Origin of the sequence: Acinetobacter cumulans (genome assembly GCF_003024525.3) — a bacterium.
In the GTDB taxonomy this organism is placed as follows: Bacteria; Pseudomonadota; Gammaproteobacteria; order Pseudomonadales; family Moraxellaceae; genus Acinetobacter; species Acinetobacter cumulans.
This window is the reverse complement of record NZ_CP035934.2, coordinates 1,791,848-1,808,760: the sequence shown is the minus strand read 5'-3', so window position 1 is coordinate 1,808,760 and position 16,913 is coordinate 1,791,848. Positions and strand designations below refer to the sequence as shown.

The following is a 16,913-nucleotide window of genomic DNA, read 5'->3' as shown; positions in this document are numbered from 1 at the left end:
CTAAACCGTCTAGTTTAGTTATTGGTGCTATTTTGAATATTTCAAGTCAGACCAAGTTTGGCTGTCTGATGATTTTATTTCCTTTGCTGCATGGATGTATTGCTTCAGGAAGCTATCAAGCGCCTGCTGCAAAAGTATCAGCTCAGTGGAATTCATCACCTGATCCAACCTCAAACAGTGTTGAGTTAACTCAATTTTGGCAATCATTTCATGAGATTGCTTTAACACAATTGATTCGTACCACCCTTAAAAATAACCAAAGTTTAGTCAAGGCTTTAGCCAATATTGACGCAGCTCGTGCAAATTTAACCACACAGCGTGCCAACTTATACCCTGCATTTTCTGGCAACGGCACTGTCAGCCGTGTGAAAGATGCCAGCGGTCAATCAAATCAAAAATCGATTGGCTTAGATGCCAGTTGGGAAATTGATTTATGGGGAAAGTATAGAAATCAAAGTGATGCAGCAGCTGCACGTTTACAAGCGCGTACTGCAGATATGCACAGCATGCAGATTTCTCTGGCAGCTGAGATGGCGGATTACTATACGCAGTATTTAGCTTGCCGTTCGATACAGCGGGTCTACACAACAGAATTAAATTCCATTCAAAAAACTGAAAAAGCCACTGCCCTTTTAGTTAAAGCGGGTTTTACAGCCCCTATGGATCACGCCCTTATTGTGGCAAATTTAGAAAACACACGCTCGAACAGCATAAATCAAAATAAACAGTGTGAAATCTTAATTAAATCAATGACGGCCTTAGCCAGTATTGATGAATCAGAATTACGTCAAATTCTTGCCCCATCATCACTTAAATTTCCACTACAGCATGGAAGCTTTGGTATTAGCGAAGTTCCTGCCGATGTCATGCGCAACCGTCCAGATATAGCTGCTTTAGAGCGTGAAGTATTTGCAACATACGCAGAAATCAAAAGTGCCGAAGCAGACCGTTATCCAAATTTGAGTTTATCTGGTGTCATTAATGCTGCGTCATCTGGCGGAGCCAGCCTAAATACATGGTCAATTGGCGCAAATCTATTACAGCCGATTTTTGATGCAGGTAAACGTAAAGCTACTGTTGAAAGCAACATTGCTAAATACAATGCTGCTGTTGCTGATTATCAGTCAGGTGTTATTAATGCTGCCGCTGAAATTGAAAAACAGCTGGTCACGATTCAAGCCCTGAAAAATCAAGAAAAAAGCGCACAAAGCAGTTATGTGCAATACCAAAAATATTTTAATGCACTCGAAATCAGTCAAAAAGCCGGCTCAGCCAATTTATTAGATTTAGAAGCTGCACGCCGTTCGGTCCTTAATGCGCAAATCAGTGTGGTGAACATTCAGCAACAACATACACAAAGCTGGATCAGCTTGTATAAAGCCTTAGGTGGCACATTCACGCCAAAAAAGTCAGTACATATCGCTCAAAATGGTGAAATTCAATGAAAATCTCTAAAAAAATGGCCATTTTGATCGGTGCCGTGATCATCATTTGCTTGGTCATTGCCTTAATGTTCAATAAAAAAGAAGACAAAAAATCAGAACAGAAAGCTGAAAATGCCCATCAGCAAGCATCAATGACAGTCAATATTGTCAATTTAAGTGAACAAATTTGGCCTCAAGAGTTTTTTGTGACCGGTTTAATTGCAACATACGAAGAAATTATTATCAGTCCCGAAATTAGTGGTTACCGCCTATCAGATCTGTATTACAACGTTGGTACTTCAGTTAAACAAGGCCAGCTTTTAGCTAAACTTTCTGATCAAAATTTGAAGAAGGAATTAGCAAAACAAAAAGCAGCTGTGACACAAGCAGAAGTGAATTTAGAAAAAGCGGTTTCAGATGTACGCCGCGCAGCGATTGTGGGTCAAAGTGGTGCCTTATCTGCACAGCAAATTGAAGAATATAAAATTAATCAATATGTTGCAAAAGCAAACTTAGATGCTGCTAAAGCTGAGTTAGACATAATTCAGCTTAAAATCAGTCAAACTTCTATTAAAGCACCTGCAAGCGGAATTATTTACAGCAAGCAAGGTGTGGTCGGCAATGTAGTGAGTGCTGGCACTGAACTATATCACATGATTAAAAATGGCGTGATTGAATGGCGTGCAGAGGTAGATGCATCACAGTCGCATTTAATCAAAGCAGGAGATCCTGCAGAAGTGACACTGCCAGATCAAACCAAGTTAACTGGTACAGTTCGAACAGTCAGTCCTTCCGTATCCACTGATACGGCGCGCAGCATTGTATATGTGACTTTAAAAGGCAGTAAAACGGCCAATGTTGGTACTTTTGTCGACGGAAAAATTACTGTTGGTCAAAATAAAGCATACGTGCTGCCTCAAACTGCAATTGTGATGCGTGACGGCCGTTCATATATCTATGTTGTCAATGATAAAAACATTGCCAATAGTCAAGTGGTTGAAACCGCACGCCGTAAGGATGGTTTTGTAGAAATTGTAAGCCCCTTGGCACTCAATTTAAAAATTGTTGAAACTGGCGGTGCATTCCTGACCAATGGTATGACGGTCAAAATTGCACAGAAAACGACCGCACAAAATACGCAGCATGGAGTAAATGAATGAACATTTCCTCCCTGTCTATTAAAAATCCAATTCCAGCGATCGTCCTATTTATAATGCTGACGATTATGGGACTGTACGGGTTTATGAAGCTGGGTATTCAAGACATGGTGGACATGGACTTGCCCACGATCACAGTCAGTGCCAGTCTAGAAGGCGCTGCACCTGAACAGCTTGAAACAGAAGTTGCACGTAAGATTGAAGATGAACTCACTTCACTGACCAAGCTTGATCACATCACCACGACTATTACCGACGGTTCTGTAAGTATTTCTGTTAGTTTTGAACTGGAAAAAGATGTAGAAGTCGCTTTGTCTGAAGTCCGCAATGCGGTTGACGGAGCCAAAGCCGATTTGCCTGCAAGCATGAATTCGCCAACGGTGTCTAAAGTCACTGCGGCAGGCTCTAGCTTACTGACCTATAGCATTACTTCAGACAATTTAGATGAGCAAGACCTGTCTTGGTTTGTTGATAATGACGTCAGCAATGCCATTATGGCAGCCAATGGCGTTAATAGTGTTTCACGTGTTGGCGGTGTAGACCGTGAAGTACAAATTGACTTAAATCCGACGCTCATGGCGGGTTTAGGTGTAATGCCTTCAGATGTCTCTAAACAGCTTAAAGCTGTGCAGCAAGAAGCTTCTGGTGGTCAAGGACGCGTTGGCGGTGAACGTCAATCTATCCGTACCCTAGCAACAGTAAAAACAGCAGATGATATACGTGAAATTTCTATACCGCTGCAAGATGGCCGTTATGTCCGTTTAGATCAAATTGCACAAATTAATGATACAAATGAAGATCGTACAACTCGTGCTTATTTGAATGGCCAACCGATTATTGGTTTTCAAGTTGAACGCTCAAAAGGCTATTCAGATGTAGAAGTCGTCAAGCATGTCCGTGAAGCAGTAGCAGCATTTCAACAAAAAAATCCAGCCGTTAAAATTGAAGAAATCAGCAACAAAGTTGATTCCATTCAAGACAACTATGATGGCTCGATGACCATGCTGTATGAAGGTGCCTTGCTTGCAATCATCGTGGTCTTTATCTTCCTTAAAAACTGGCGCACTACGTTTATTTCTGCTGTGGCTCTGCCCTTATCGATTATTCCAGCCTTTGGGGTGATGTATTATCTCGGTTATTCGCTGAATGTCATTACCCTATTGGCGCTATCTTTAGTTGTCGGGATTTTGGTCGATGATGCGATTGTAGAAGTCGAAAACATTGAGCGTCATTTGGAGCAAGGCAAAACACCGTACCAAGCAGCTATGGAAGCTACCGATGAAATTGGACTTGCGGTGGTTGCAACAACACTGACACTTGTCGCGATTTTCCTGCCAACCGCATTTATGGGCGGTATTCTAGGCCTCGTGTTTAAGCAATTCGGTATTACTGCTTCGGTTGCGATTTTATTTTCTTTATTGGTTGCCCGACTGCTTACGCCAATGATGGCAGCATATATGCTGAAACCAAAAAATAAGAAGGATGAAACCAAAAAACAGCCAGATGGCTGGGTCATGCGACACTATAAAGCCATCGTAAAATTTACTTTAAATCATAGGAAAACCACGATACTCGGGGCATCTGCCTTCTTTTTTGTGACGCTATTTATTGGTATGCAAAACAGTGTCACCTTTATGCCTGCACAGGATAAATCACAGACCACGGTCACCGTTGAGCTACCTCCAGGCTCTACATTAGATCAAACATCGAAGGCAGCTGAAGAAGCCAGTAAAATCATCCAGCAAAATCCAAATGTAAAACAAGTTTTCAGTTCTGTCGGCACCGCTTCAAGCGGTTCTGGCATGGACAGCTCTTCTACTGCTGATGTGGCCTCAGCAACATTAACAGTGGAACTGACGCCGTATGATGAGCGCGATACCCGTCAAAGTGCAGTTGAGCAAGATATTCGTGAAAAATTAAAACCTTTGGCTGGCGTTAAAATCAGTGTTGGCGGCGGTAACACCGGTGAAAAACTTGATATTACCTTAGCCAGCGATAATGCAGATTTACTGACTGAAACAGCCAACAACCTTGAAGTGCAAATGCGTGGTTTAAAAGGCATTGGTAATGTCAGTTCTAGTGCTGCCATTGAACAGCCTGAAGTCCAAATCACGCCAGATTTTACCAAGGCAGCACAGCTAGGTGTTACATCTGAAGCACTGTCTGATGCTATTCGTTATGCAACATACGGTGGCTACTCAACAACCTTGCCAAAATTGAACTTAGACCAGCGCCAAATTGCAATTCGCGTGCGTTTAGATCCATCTGTACGTAATGATTTATCGTCAATTGCCGCAGTACGTGTGCAAGGAAGCAATGGTTCTGTCAGTTTAGGCAGTATCGCTGATATTCAAATTCAAGGTGGTCCTACTCAAATCAGCCGTATGGACCGTATGCGTAATGTCACATTGTCTATTGAACTAAATGGTTTAAGTATTGGTGAAGTACAAAACCAAGTGATGCAGCTTGAAGCAATGAAAAACTTACCTCAAGGCGTGAAACAGATTCAGCAAGGTGAGCTGCAAAACATGTCGGAAATGTTTAGCAGCTTTGGTTTAGCAATGTTTATTGGCATTGTCTGCGTTTATGCTGTGCTGGTGCTTCTATTCCATGACTTTTTACAGCCGGGAACGATCTTGTCTGCTTTGCCGTTGGCTTTGGGCGGTGCATTTGTTGCACTGTATATCTGCAGCATGCCGTATTCAATGCCAGTGGTCATCGGCATCTTGATGCTGATGGGGATTGTGACGAAAAACTCTATTCTCTTGGTAGATTACACGATTATTGCCCGTAATGAACATGGTCTCAGTCGTTATGCTGCCGTAATGGATGCATGCACTAAACGTGCCCGCCCAATCATTATGACCACAATTGCAATGGCTGCCGGCATGATGCCGAATGCTTTGGGGCTTGGCGCTGAACCAAGCTTTAGACAGCCAACAGCGGTTGTTGTGATTGGCGGTTTAATTACCTCGACCGTGTTAAGCCTTGTGGTGATTCCAGTGATCTTTACTTATGTCGATGATTTACATCATTGGATTAAATCCAAGTTTAAATCTAAAGCACAAGTTTAACGATTCACTAAAAAAGGAGCTCTAGAGCTCCTTTTTTATGCATTTAAATACATCTAAATCTTAAAGTTTGGGCCATTAATATTTATAAAAATCTAACTCATCAATAAACTGCAATTTCCTATGTTCAAAAGGTTTAATTTGAAACCCTCTCATTTTTCAACTCGCTCAGGTTATAATAATGGTCTCCCAAAATATGATTGATCTAATATGAGCACCTCCAATGACCCTTTACACGGCAAAAAACTTGCTGACATCTTGGATGAATTATTGGATTACTACGGTGGTTTTGAAGGCTTAAGCCGCAAAATTGAAATTAGATGTTTTTGCATAGATCCAAGCGTTAAATCATCACTACGATTCTTACGTACTACACCTTGGGCACGTGAAAAAGTAGAAAGCTTATATTTGTATGTCTTACGCCAAAAAGCCAAACAGAAAGCATAACGATTAATACCTAAGCTCAAATAATCTTGTATAGCAGTTTGTGTTTTAAGATAAAATGAAACTGCTGAATCCTTCTAGCTATTCCTTGTACGCAGTATTTTCGCCTCAGATTTAATTCGATCCCTATTATGAGCAATACTTTTTCCCAGCATCCTCAAATTGGTGTAGTTACTACATTTTCTGAATTGATTCATCGTCATTTCGAAGGTCAAATGAATGCGCTCTGTTGGCAACGCAGCTTACAAGGCGAATTTAAAGAAATAGTCGAAAATCTCGAATTGATTGAAAATATAACCGAAATTTCTGTAGATGATCTGATGGAATTAAAGCTCTCAGTGCAAGGTCATTTAGCCAGAGAAATCATTTTAAATGACATGCAACAATTAACAGCATTTGGTGCATCACCCTCGCTGAATTTGCTCAAATGTTATGAACGAGATGATGAGTTCGATTTCATCTCAACCGATGTTTATTCTTTTCATGTCGACCGATCACCGATCCCTACCGATACCTTTTTATGTACATATTATGGTGCTTCCAGTGATATTGTGCCAAATGATCAAGTCACACAAAAAATCTTAATTCCTGAAATACGAGAGCAACTCAAAGCTTTATACGATGGTCCTGCCTCAGAATTTGATGATTTTTTAGCAGAATATTTTTTTGATTTACATTATCAGCTCAAAGAAAATGCTGTTCCTGTAAATCTAGGCAATGGTCATTTATGGCGTTTGGCAGTTGATCATCCTACACAGCCAGTTTTGCCTTGTGTGCACCGCGCACCTGTTGAAAATTCAGGTGAGTATCGGCTTATGCTGATTTGCTGATTTTAAATATTGATGGATCCTGAGTCCATACGATCCATTCTGTCTAATGAATGAACCGTATGGGTTAATGCAATATCGTTTTAATCTTGATTGATTAGTCTAGGTTATTTAGATCGAGTTGTATTAAGCCAGCGGTAAAGTACGGGCAATAACACCAAGGTCAGTAAGGTGGAAGAAAGAATACCGCCAATCACCACGGTTGCTAAAGGCCTTTGTACTTCTGCACCTGTACCTGTTGCCAAAGCCATTGGTACAAAACCTAAAGAGGCAACACAGGCGGTCATGAGTACTGGGCGTAATCGAAGTACAGCACCCTGCCATATGGCTTCATGCAATGGATATTTGTCCCTCAGCTCTTTAATAAAGGTCAACATGACTAGGCCATTCAGCACAGCAACACCTGAGAGCGCAATAAAGCCAATACCCGCCGACATCGAAAGTGGAATATCCCTAAACCAAAGAAACAGTACACCGCCCGTTAAGGCAAAGGGTACGCCAGTAAAGACCAGCAGGCTTTCTTTCACATTATGAAATACTGCCATTAATAAAATAAAGATGGTTAGTAGTGCTAAAGGAATAACAATTTGCATTCTTGCTTTGGCAGATGCAAGGTTTTCAAATTGACCGCCATATTCAATCCAATAACCGCTTGGTAATGCATATTGTTTCAGCTGAGTCTGCATATCCGCCACAAAAGAACCTAAATCACGGCCTTCAACATTGGCAGTCACTACAATACGGCGTTTACCATTCTCACGGCTGACTTGATTGATCCCATCTACATTAGACACTGTGGCAACATTTGAGAGTACAATACTGCCACCATTTGGCAACTTTAACGGTAGTTGTGAAATCGTGCTTACATTACGATCTTGATCATTTAAACGAATAACAAAATCAAAACGGCGATCGCCTTCTAAAATCTCTCCTACACTTTGTCCACCGACACTGGCTGCCACAGTATCCTGTATAGATTTAACGTTTAAACCATATTGCGCAGCCAAAGCCTTATCTATTTCAATATTTAATAAAGGTAAACCTGAAGTTTGTTCAACTTTTACGGCGCTACTCCCCGCAACTTGCTGCATAATTTTGGCGATCTTAGTGGCCTCTGTATTGAGCACTTGCATATCATCGCCAAATATTTTGACGCCCACATCACTACGCACACCTGAGATCAGCTCATTAAAGCGCAGTTCAATAGGTTGGGAAAACTCACTGTTATTACCTGGAATTGTAGCCACATAAGCCACCATACGGCCACGCAGTTCATCCACACTTTCTTTAGGGTTTGGCCATTCATTTCGTGGTTTAAGCATAATATAACCATCGGAAATGTTCGGAGGCATTACATCGGTTGCCACTTCTGCTGTACCTGTACGAGCAAATACAGCGTGAATCTCTGGAAATTTTTTCAACAGCAGTTTCTCAGCGTTTTCCTGCATTCTTAATGACTCTTCTAGGCCTGTGCTTGGTGAGCGCATCAGTTGAACTGCAAAATCACCTTCACTCAGCTGTGGTGCAAACTCACTGCCAATTTTAGTGCTTAAAAGCCCAGTAATGAGCAGTAAACACAGTGCAAAAGTCATCACCACAGCCTTATAATGAAAAGCTGTATTTAATATTCGAAAATACTGTTTTTTCAGCCAAGTCATCCAACGGCTTTCTGTTTCTTTAATTTCACCTTTTACCCAAAGCGCTACAGCAGCAGGTACAAATGTAATAGACAGAATGATCGCCGCCACAAGTGCCAATACCACAGTTAATGCCATCGGATGGAACATTTTTGCTTCTACACCGCTTAAAGCAAAAATTGGCAAATACACCACTAAAATAATTAATTGTCCAAATATCAGCGGACGGCGTGCCTGACGTGCAGCCAAAAAGACTTCTTTAAAGCGTTCATTTTGTGTTAATGGACGTTTCAAAATTTGCTGTGCATGGGCTAAACGTCGTATACAGTTTTCAACAATCACCACTGCACCATCAACAATAATACCGAAATCTAATGCGCCTAAGCTCATTAGGTTCGCGCTGATATTCTTTTGTGCCATGCCGGTTAAGGTAAACAGCATTGATAGTGGAATAACGCAGGCAGTAATTAAGGCGGCACGGATATTACCTAAAAAGATAAATAAAATGATGATGACTAGAATTGCGCCTTCAACCAAGTTCTTTTGAACGGTTTTAATAGCTTTCTCCACCAATGTGGTACGGTCATACACTGTTTCAATTTTTACCCCTTTGGGTAAGCTGGCTTGAATGTCTTTAATTTTGGCATCTACAGCTTTCGAGACAGTTCGGCTATTTTGTCCCATGGCCATCATGGCAATACCTAAAACAGTTTCTTCCCCATTATAGGTTGCACCACCTGTTCGCAAATCATGCCCTATCGATACTTGTGCAATATCACCCACACGAATTGGACTGCCGTTTGGACTGTCAATCATGGTGTTTTCAATATCTGAAATGGTGTTTAAGGTTCCCGGCACTCGAACTGTTAACTGCTGACCATTTTCTTCAATAAAACCTGCACCACGGTTTTCATTATTTTCCGTGAGCGCTTGCTGTAATTGTTCTAATGACAGATTCAGCTGTTGCATGCGGTTTAAATCAGGTGAAACCACGTAGGTTTTATTAAAACCACCAATACTGTTGACCTCGGCAACACCTTGTACACGCTGTAATTGCGGACGCACAATCCAATCTTGAATTTCACGCAAATCCATCGCGCTATATGCCGTGCCATCTGCTTTTTTTGCATTGGGTTCAGCTTTCAGCACCCATTGATAAATTTCGCCCAAACCTGTTGAAACGGGCGACATCGTTGGAGAAACTTGGGCAGGCAATGTCGACTGAACTTCTTGTACACGCTGATTAATTTGCTGACGCGCCCAATAAATATCCGTACCGTCTTTAAAGACAATCGTGACTTGTGACAGGCCATAACGGGAAATAGAACGGGTCAATTCCAAATCTGGAATACCAGCCATCGCATTTTCAATCGGATAGGTAATCCGCTGTTCCACTTCAAGCGCTGTAAAGCCACTGGCCTGTGTATTAATTTGCACTTGGGTATTGGTAATATCAGGGACTGCATCAATCGGCAGTTTTTGATAACTATAAATCCCGACGGCAATCCATGTACAAACAAACAGCATCACCCAAATTGCATTTTGAATTGAAAACTGAATAATGCGTTCGAATAGACCTTCTGGCTTTGGTAAATTTGTGTTCGGGTTCTCTGAATTAGTGTTCATGGCCAGCCTCGTCTTTTTCCAGTTCAGATTTCAGTAAAAAACTGCCTTGGGAAATATACTTTTGCCCTGCTTCAAGACCCGAAATCACTTCTAGCCATTGTCCATCACTGGATGCTTGTCCAAGTTTTAGAGCTTGCGCTTTTAAATGCACTTGGCCTTTTTGTTCAGATTCAACAATAAAAATACTGTCTTGACCCTCAATACTTTGCACGGCGGACTTTTGCACCCGTAATACATTCTTGTTACCTGAATCTGCCAATAGCACATTGACCATCACATTTGGGCGAAGCTCAGCAGATTGTTGTTTTAATTTGGCGCGTACTACCAAGCGTCCAGTTTGTACATCTGCCTGTGATGTCAGGCTTTGTACCTCCGCGCTATAGAGCTGATCTGAACCATTGATTTTGAAAGAGACATTTTGACCCGTTTGTAATTGTGCGGAATATTGATGAGCTAAGTTAAATTCCAGCCACAAATCTTTAAGCTGTTCGATGGTGAACAATTGGTCTGCCAATTGCACATTTTCCCCCACCACAATATCTTTTTGACTAATCACACCAGCAATTGGTGCACGAATAATAAATCGCCCATTTTGACCACTATTCGCGCCCAAAGCTTGCAAGCGCGATTGTGCTAACTGTACGCTAATTTGAGCTTGACGATAGGCATTTTCAGCACGCTGAAAGTCCTGTTTGGCAGAAATCCCTTGAGACCATAGCTTTTGCTCACGCTGATAATCTTGGCGAGACAAATCTAAATTGGCTTCTGCCATACGCAAATTAGCTTGCTGATCAATTAATTCAGGCACTGACAGCACAGCTAGAGTTTGCCCTTTTTGTACGGTTTGACCGAGTGCCACACTGACTTGCTCGACATGTCCGCTAAAATTTGGGGAAATATGTGCCTGCTGATCTGTATTGACGGCCAATTTACCCGGCAATTGAATAATATTTTCGACCAGACCATTTTCCGCAGTCGCAATTTTAATTCCTTGTTCTATCATTTGCTGAGCACTAAGCTGAAGTTCACCTTCTTCTGCGTGTTCTGCTTCAGCATCACTATCATTAGCCTCGTTATGCTCTCCCTCACTCTCAGTTTTATCTGCATCGGATTTGTTTGTACTTAACCAAATAGCAGTACACAGCATCAGCGTTAAGCCAATCAAAACTGCAATCATCAAAAGCTGTGAAATTTTTCCATCTTGTTTAATTTTCATGTGATTAACTGCCTTATTGTGCTGATGCGCTGTTGATGAGGGTTTGGGATGCTTCAATGGCTTTTTTATTTAGTTGGCTATAAGCATCTGAACGGCTGATTCCTTCATAACTAGTGCCAATACTTAGGGCTTCAGCACTGAGTGCGCTCTGCCAAGCCTGCGCCAAAATTTGTATTTGGCTAAGTCGAAGGTCTTGGAGTTGTTTTGTGGTTTGCTGTACGTCTGTAATAGCAAATTTACCTGCCTGAAAACCTTGCAAAGTTCGGTTTTGAACCTTTTCAGCCAAACCAATCTGATCGCCTGTGGCATCAAACTGCATACGCAGACCTTTAAGCTGGTGAATGCTATTGGCAATGTCCAAAACTTGCTGTTTTAACTCGCGCTGTTGCTGATGATTTAATAAAATTTGCTGTTTTTGCGCCATTGGAATGGCATATTGCTGGCGGTTAAAAATATTGAGCGGAATATCCACACCAAGTACCAAGGCCGTATCATTGGCGTCAGTTGGAGATTTGGTACGTGACATGCCCATATTTAGGGTTGGGTTTGGGCGTGCCTGTACTTTTAAATGTTCAATTTGCTGATTTGCCTGCTGAATATTCAAGGCATACAATTTTTGTAACCAACCTTCCGATAAATTACGCTCAACTAAACTTTGGCTCTGTTCAGGCCAAGGCGTAACGCTGTTATTCAACGCGATTTGCGACGTAGTTTCACCCCATAAATTAGAAAGCTGACGCGCCGTAGTTTGCTGTTTTAAAACTGCCTGTTGGTATAGACGCTGTATTTCCAATGCTTCAATTTGAGCACGCTCCACATCCACCAAAGCGATACTGCCTGCTTGATAACGTTTTTGTGCACTGTCCAAATTAGATTTGCTGAGTTTGAGCTGTGTAGCGTAAATCGATTGCTCATTTTGAGCGATGGCTAGCTGTGACCATGCAAACTTCACAATCAGCTGACTTTGCGCATTCCAAATTTGCTGTTGCAACTGAATTTGCTGTGCAGAGGTACTCGCGAGTGCTTGATTGATTTTACGCTGACCGAATACATCCAATGGCTGGCTAATTCCGATACTGAGCTCTTGATCTTGATTTTTACCAAAACCATTTTGTTCAATCGATAGACTTGGGTTCTGCCAGAGCTTGCTTTGGCGCAGATTAAAATCAGAGATTTGCTGTTGTTGTTGCCAAATATCTGTTTGTGCTTGATAGTTTTGTACTTTGGCAAATGCAGATTCGAAACTACTGACATTTTGCGCAAAAATACTTTGTAAGGCCGTCGAAATACCGACAGCTAAGCCTAGACGTATAAACGCCGTAAAATATAAAGACATGATTTTTCCCACTCATTTATTAAAAAAAAGTGGCAGGAATGTTTTAGGCTACCCCGCCATTAGCGGGGCATAAACAGGAGGAGGTGTTTGCAGTAATAAATCAGGGGCTTGATAAAGATTCTTCCAAACAAATTTTGGCGAATATTCAAAGCTCTGATGTGCAATAAAAAGAATCGATTGTTGGTTTTGTACAATCAAATGCGTCATAGACGGTAAATGGTCTTGATGATCTTCACCGAGTTGCAGATCGTTAGCGATATTTTTGACTGGTTTGCTACTGGATTCATCAGATGCTTGATGCAACGAATGCTGTGGATCGGTTTCATTGCTAACGCATAAGATATTTTGATGATGACCAAAATGATAGCTTTGAACAACTTGAGTTTGCTCTTCATGCATACAGAAAGCGGCTGCCACGTTCCAAAGGCTTTGGAACATGAACAATCCAACTAAGACTGTTATCCATGTCGCAGAACGCATAATGCATCAATCAAGAAAATTTTAACGATTATAAAGCTTAGGCAAAGTCATAGGTTAAGTATTTCGTATTATTTATATTGCATTCCGCTTTATAGTTTACTTAGACCTCCTTCAAATTAGGCAATTCAATATTGGCAATGTGATGAGCTTCTGCTGGATCTAGACCCAATGCACGCAAAATCAGTTCAGCAGATTCAGAACCAATTTCCCTCCATGTTTTAAAGCCTTCTAGCACCAAAAACATAGATGAAAGCACCGTGCCAGCAATCATGCTCATGACTGCAAAAATTTGTTTGCCTTCTATGTTATAGCATGCTGAATCTAAACCTTTTTGAACATCTGACAATGGCGATGATTCACCTGTCCAAAGTCCCATTAATGACTTAGAACTAAAGGCAAATTTACATAAAAAACGCCCCCAATCAGGTTCTTCATGGGCACGGCGCATATACATGCGAATACCAAAAGAAATCCGCTTGGCAGCATCTTCCTCTGCACCTAAGGTTTTAATAACACGGGCATTCATTTCATTTGAAAGTTGTGATGCAATATCTTCAAATAAGCTGTCTGGACGCAGCCCATTATTATAAATTGTGCCACGTGCCACACCCGAAACTTCTGCTAACTCACTGACTGTAATTGCACTTGATCCTTTTTCTGCAAATAAACGTAATGCAGCACGATGGATTCTTTTTTGTGACGCAGAAATTGCCATATAGCAAACCTTTTGAACAAAAAGCTTAAATTTGAACAAATATTAGCATAGTTATTTAAAAATATATGGCATTCATACACTGAAGCTATGATTTATAAATCCATCATTTCCATGCGTGATTTCATTTATACATAGCTCTTTACCCAATGCTCACTATGTTCCCAAAGTTGTTCTGCCAATTGCATATCTTGTGCAACTGCTGAGGATTGAACCACTTTAGATTGTTCATAATACAAGCCTGATTCACCTGCGAGTTGTGCTTTGGTTGCACAGTACAAAGACGTTGCTGCGCCTTGTTCAGCAGTCAATAAAAAGCGATTCATCATTTTATGCAAAGGTTTAGGCAAACTGCGCCATATATCTGTCGCAACAATCCCTGGATGTACGGCGTAAACAGTTACACCTGTACTGTATAAACGTCTAGAAAGCTCTTTGACAAACAAAACATTGGCAAGCTTAGCCGTACAATACTCTTGCATTGCACCGAGACTACTTGCCGGCTGTAATAGTTTTTCAAAATTAATATTTTTAGCATGTCGATGGGCTTTACTCGCCACCACAACCACTCGTGCAGGCGCAGATTGAATGAGTTTTTCAGTCAGTAATTTAACCAACAAAAAATGTCCGATGTGACATACACCGAAAGTATATTCAAAACCCGATTGGGTTAAGCCCTTCTGCCCTGCGACACCTGCATTTGCAATCAATAGATGCAAGTCTAAATTTCGACTGAGAAAATTTTCAGCACAGGCTTTCACGGAGTTTAAATCACTCAGTTCTAATGCAATAAATTCAGCTTTGGCAGTTTGATAGGACAATTGATCAATTTCATCTAATACAGGTTTTGCCTTCGCAAAATTACGGCAAGTGATAAAGACATGATAGCCCTGTAGTGCCAATTGTTTAGCTGTTTCGCGGCCGATGCCTGAATTGGCACCTGTAATCAATGCAACCTTGCCATTAAGTTTGACCTGACTCATTTTATTCTTCCTTAAATCTGCGATTTATGCGCTTTTATTTTTTAATAAATCCAATGCCACATCCACAATCATATCTTCTTGACCACCCACCATACGGCGTTTACCCAGTTCAACCAATATATCGACCGTATTAAGTTGATAGCGCTGCGCTGCTATTTCAGCATGTCGTAAAAAACTTGAATATACACCCGCATAGCCGAGTGCCAAAGTCTCACGATCGACACGAACAGGCCGATCTTGTAGCGGACGAACCAAATCATCGGCTGCATTCATTAAAGTAAAGAGGTCTGTTCCGTGATACCAACCCATGCGTTCTGCTGCGGCAATAAACACTTCAAGCGGTGCATTCCCCGCACCTGCCCCCATGCCTGCCAAACTGGCATCAATACGGTCACAGCCTTCCTCTACTGCAACTATGGAGTTAGCTACGCCTAAACTTAAATTATGATGGGCATGAATACCCGTTTGCGTTTCAGGTTTAAGCACATCTTTGAGTGCTCTAAAGCGTTCACGGATGTCTTGCATGTTCATCGCACCACCAGAATCCACCACATAAATACATTCAGCCCCATAATTTCCATCAATTTGGCTTGTTGTGCCAAAGCCTGAGGCGTAGTTAAGTGGCTCATCATTAGAAAACCCACGGTATCCATGCCTAAATGCCTTGCATATTCAATATGTTGCTTGGAAATATCAGCTTCTTTGCAATGTGTCGCGACACGTACAATTTTAGCCCCTTCTTGATGGGCGGCTTTTAAATCATGAATGGTGCCTATACCAGGTAGAAGTAAGGTTGCAATTTGTGCATGGGTTAAAACATCATGCGCAGCTTCAATCCACTCTAAATCGGTATGGGCAGCAAAACCATAATTAAAGCTCGAACCTTGTAAACCGTCGCCATGTGCTATTTCGATACTGTCGACTTTGGCATGATCTAAGGCCTTGGCAATGGCTTGCACTTGTGCAATAGAATATTGATGACGAATGGCATGACTGCCATCACGTAAGGTCACATCGGAAATATATAGCTTTTTCATGCCACTGCTCCTTGTTGCAAATGTTGTGCAATTTTTTCAGCGGTGGCCAAGGCTGCCGAGGTCATAATATCTAAATTGCCCGCGTATGCAGGTAAATAATGTGCAGCGCCTTCAACTTCTAAGAAGACTGTGGTTTTGATGCCTGAACGTAAACCTAGCCCTGCAATATTTAAAGGTCGATCTATAGGAATAATTTCAAATTGAATTTCTTGTTTTAAGCGATAACCAGGAACGTATGCGTTGACAGTCGCTACCATATCTTCAACGGCACGTTGAATTAAATCTTGATGTCTATATTCAGATAAAATATAGACTGTATCTCGCATTAACAAAGGTGGTTCAGCAGGATTCAATACAATAATTGCTTTGCCTTTTTCAGCGCCACCAATCACTTCAATGGCTTTAGATGTTGTCTCTGTAAATTCATCAATATTGGCGCGTGTACCTGGCCCTGCCGATTTACTCGAAATCGAGGCGATAATTTCCGCATAGTGCACTTTAGCAATTTTTGAAACTGCGGCAACAATTGGTATCGTGGCTTGACCGCCACAAGTGACCATATTGACATTGGTTTGTTCTAAATGCTGATCGAGATTCACTACGGGCACACATACGGCCCGATGGCTGCAGGTGTTAAATCTACCATACGAATATTGGGTTTATGCTGCCGTAAGAATGCATCATTTTGAATATGTGCCTGAGCAGAAGTCGCATCAAAAATCAGGTCAATATCTGCAAATTCAGGTAGTTGAACCAAACCCTCAATACCTTCATGTGTAGTTGCAACACCCAATCGCTGCGCACGTGCCAAACCATCGGATGCGGGATCAATCCCGACAACAGCACTGATTTCGACATGCTGGGCTTGGCGCAGAATTTTGATCATTAAATCACTGCCAATATTGCCACTGCCGATGATGGCGCTTTTAATTTTTTTCATCTTCTTGCTCTTATCGATATGTA

General features: G+C 41.5%; 11 protein-coding genes and 2 pseudogenes. 5 read left to right on the top strand and 8 right to left on the bottom strand.

The window, feature by feature from the left end:
* Nucleotides 1-32 precede the first annotated feature (32 nt).
* From C9E88_RS08585 to C9E88_RS08565, 5 genes are all read left to right on the top strand, one after another.
* Nucleotides 33-1,445, top strand: a complete 1,413-nt coding sequence (locus tag C9E88_RS08585; RefSeq protein ID WP_137287927.1) for an efflux transporter outer membrane subunit — start codon at nt 33-35, stop codon at nt 1,443-1,445.
* On the top strand, nt 1,442-2,584 hold the full coding sequence (locus tag C9E88_RS08580; RefSeq protein ID WP_106984314.1) for an efflux RND transporter periplasmic adaptor subunit: 1,143 nt from the start codon (nt 1,442-1,444) through the stop codon (nt 2,582-2,584). The genes C9E88_RS08585 and C9E88_RS08580 overlap by 4 nt, the downstream gene beginning before the upstream one ends.
* Complete coding sequence (locus tag C9E88_RS08575; protein WP_106984315.1) at nt 2,581-5,655, top strand: efflux RND transporter permease subunit; 3,075 nt, start codon at nt 2,581-2,583, stop codon at nt 5,653-5,655. Before C9E88_RS08580 ends, C9E88_RS08575 begins: the two co-directional genes overlap by 4 nt.
* A 207-nt stretch (nt 5,656-5,862) precedes the next feature.
* Complete coding sequence (locus C9E88_RS08570) at nt 5,863-6,099, top strand: VF530 family protein (protein ID WP_078193741.1); 237 nt, start codon at nt 5,863-5,865, stop codon at nt 6,097-6,099.
* A 128-nt stretch (nt 6,100-6,227) separates the two neighbouring features.
* A complete protein-coding gene (locus C9E88_RS08565; RefSeq protein WP_106984316.1) occupies nt 6,228-6,926 on the top strand; it encodes a DUF1826 domain-containing protein in 699 nt (232 codons plus the stop codon).
* Between the two features lie 104 nt (nt 6,927-7,030).
* Here the strand turns inward: C9E88_RS08565 and C9E88_RS08560 are convergent, their stop codons facing one another.
* The 8 genes and pseudogenes from C9E88_RS08560 to C9E88_RS08525 all read right to left on the bottom strand — a co-directional run bounded on the left by C9E88_RS08560 (nt 7,031) and on the right by C9E88_RS08525 (nt 16,890).
* On the bottom strand, nt 7,031-10,186 hold the full coding sequence (locus tag C9E88_RS08560) for an efflux RND transporter permease subunit (protein WP_106984317.1): 3,156 nt from the start codon (nt 10,184-10,186) through the stop codon (nt 7,031-7,033).
* Nucleotides 10,176-11,402: an efflux RND transporter periplasmic adaptor subunit gene (locus tag C9E88_RS08555; protein ID WP_106984318.1), complete on the bottom strand. Its 1,227-nt coding sequence runs from the start codon at nt 11,400-11,402 to the stop codon at nt 10,176-10,178. Before C9E88_RS08555 ends, C9E88_RS08560 begins: the two co-directional genes overlap by 11 nt.
* A 13-nt stretch (nt 11,403-11,415) precedes the next feature.
* Nucleotides 11,416-12,738: a TolC family protein gene (locus tag C9E88_RS08550; RefSeq protein ID WP_106984319.1), complete on the bottom strand. Its 1,323-nt coding sequence runs from the start codon at nt 12,736-12,738 to the stop codon at nt 11,416-11,418.
* Between the two features lie 48 nt (nt 12,739-12,786).
* Nucleotides 12,787-13,176 carry a cation efflux protein, CzcI-like gene (locus C9E88_RS08545; RefSeq protein ID WP_106984320.1) on the bottom strand — a complete coding sequence of 130 codons (390 nt, stop codon included), beginning with the start codon at nt 13,174-13,176 and terminating at the stop codon, nt 12,787-12,789.
* A 142-nt stretch (nt 13,177-13,318) separates the two neighbouring features.
* Nucleotides 13,319-13,933 carry a TetR/AcrR family transcriptional regulator gene (locus C9E88_RS08540; RefSeq protein WP_106984321.1) on the bottom strand — a complete coding sequence of 205 codons (615 nt, stop codon included), beginning with the start codon at nt 13,931-13,933 and terminating at the stop codon, nt 13,319-13,321.
* A gap of 125 nt (nt 13,934-14,058) precedes the next feature.
* Complete coding sequence (locus C9E88_RS08535; RefSeq protein ID WP_106984322.1) at nt 14,059-14,913, bottom strand: SDR family oxidoreductase; 855 nt, start codon at nt 14,911-14,913, stop codon at nt 14,059-14,061.
* A 24-nt stretch (nt 14,914-14,937) separates the two neighbouring features.
* Nucleotides 14,938-15,950, bottom strand: a pseudogene (gene dmpG / locus C9E88_RS08530) (4-hydroxy-2-oxovalerate aldolase).
* Nucleotides 15,947-16,890, bottom strand: a pseudogene (locus C9E88_RS08525) (acetaldehyde dehydrogenase (acetylating)). The pseudogenes dmpG and C9E88_RS08525 overlap by 4 nt, the downstream one beginning before the upstream one ends.
* Nucleotides 16,891-16,913 lie beyond the last annotated feature (23 nt).

What these genes read in the sequence shown, in the direction of transcription:
- C9E88_RS08580 (WP_106984314.1), top strand. Translation starts at nt 1,442, where the DNA reads ATGAAAATCTCTAAAAAAATGGCCATTTTGATCGGTGCCGTGATCATC.
- C9E88_RS08575 (WP_106984315.1), top strand. Translation starts at nt 2,581, where the DNA reads ATGAACATTTCCTCCCTGTCTATTAAAAATCCAATTCCAGCGATCGTC.
- C9E88_RS08570 (WP_078193741.1), top strand. Translation starts at nt 5,863, where the DNA reads ATGAGCACCTCCAATGACCCTTTACACGGCAAAAAACTTGCTGACATC.
- C9E88_RS08565 (WP_106984316.1), top strand. Translation starts at nt 6,228, where the DNA reads ATGAGCAATACTTTTTCCCAGCATCCTCAAATTGGTGTAGTTACTACA.
- C9E88_RS08560 (WP_106984317.1), bottom strand. Translation starts at nt 10,186, where the DNA reads ATGAACACTAATTCAGAGAACCCGAACACAAATTTACCAAAGCCAGAA.
- C9E88_RS08555 (WP_106984318.1), bottom strand. Translation starts at nt 11,402, where the DNA reads ATGAAAATTAAACAAGATGGAAAAATTTCACAGCTTTTGATGATTGCA.
- C9E88_RS08550 (WP_106984319.1), bottom strand. Translation starts at nt 12,738, where the DNA reads ATGTCTTTATATTTTACGGCGTTTATACGTCTAGGCTTAGCTGTCGGT.
- C9E88_RS08545 (WP_106984320.1), bottom strand. Translation starts at nt 13,176, where the DNA reads ATGTTCCAAAGCCTTTGGAACGTGGCAGCCGCTTTCTGTATGCATGAA.
- C9E88_RS08540 (WP_106984321.1), bottom strand. Translation starts at nt 13,933, where the DNA reads ATGGCAATTTCTGCGTCACAAAAAAGAATCCATCGTGCTGCATTACGT.
- C9E88_RS08535 (WP_106984322.1), bottom strand. Translation starts at nt 14,913, where the DNA reads ATGAGTCAGGTCAAACTTAATGGCAAGGTTGCATTGATTACAGGTGCC.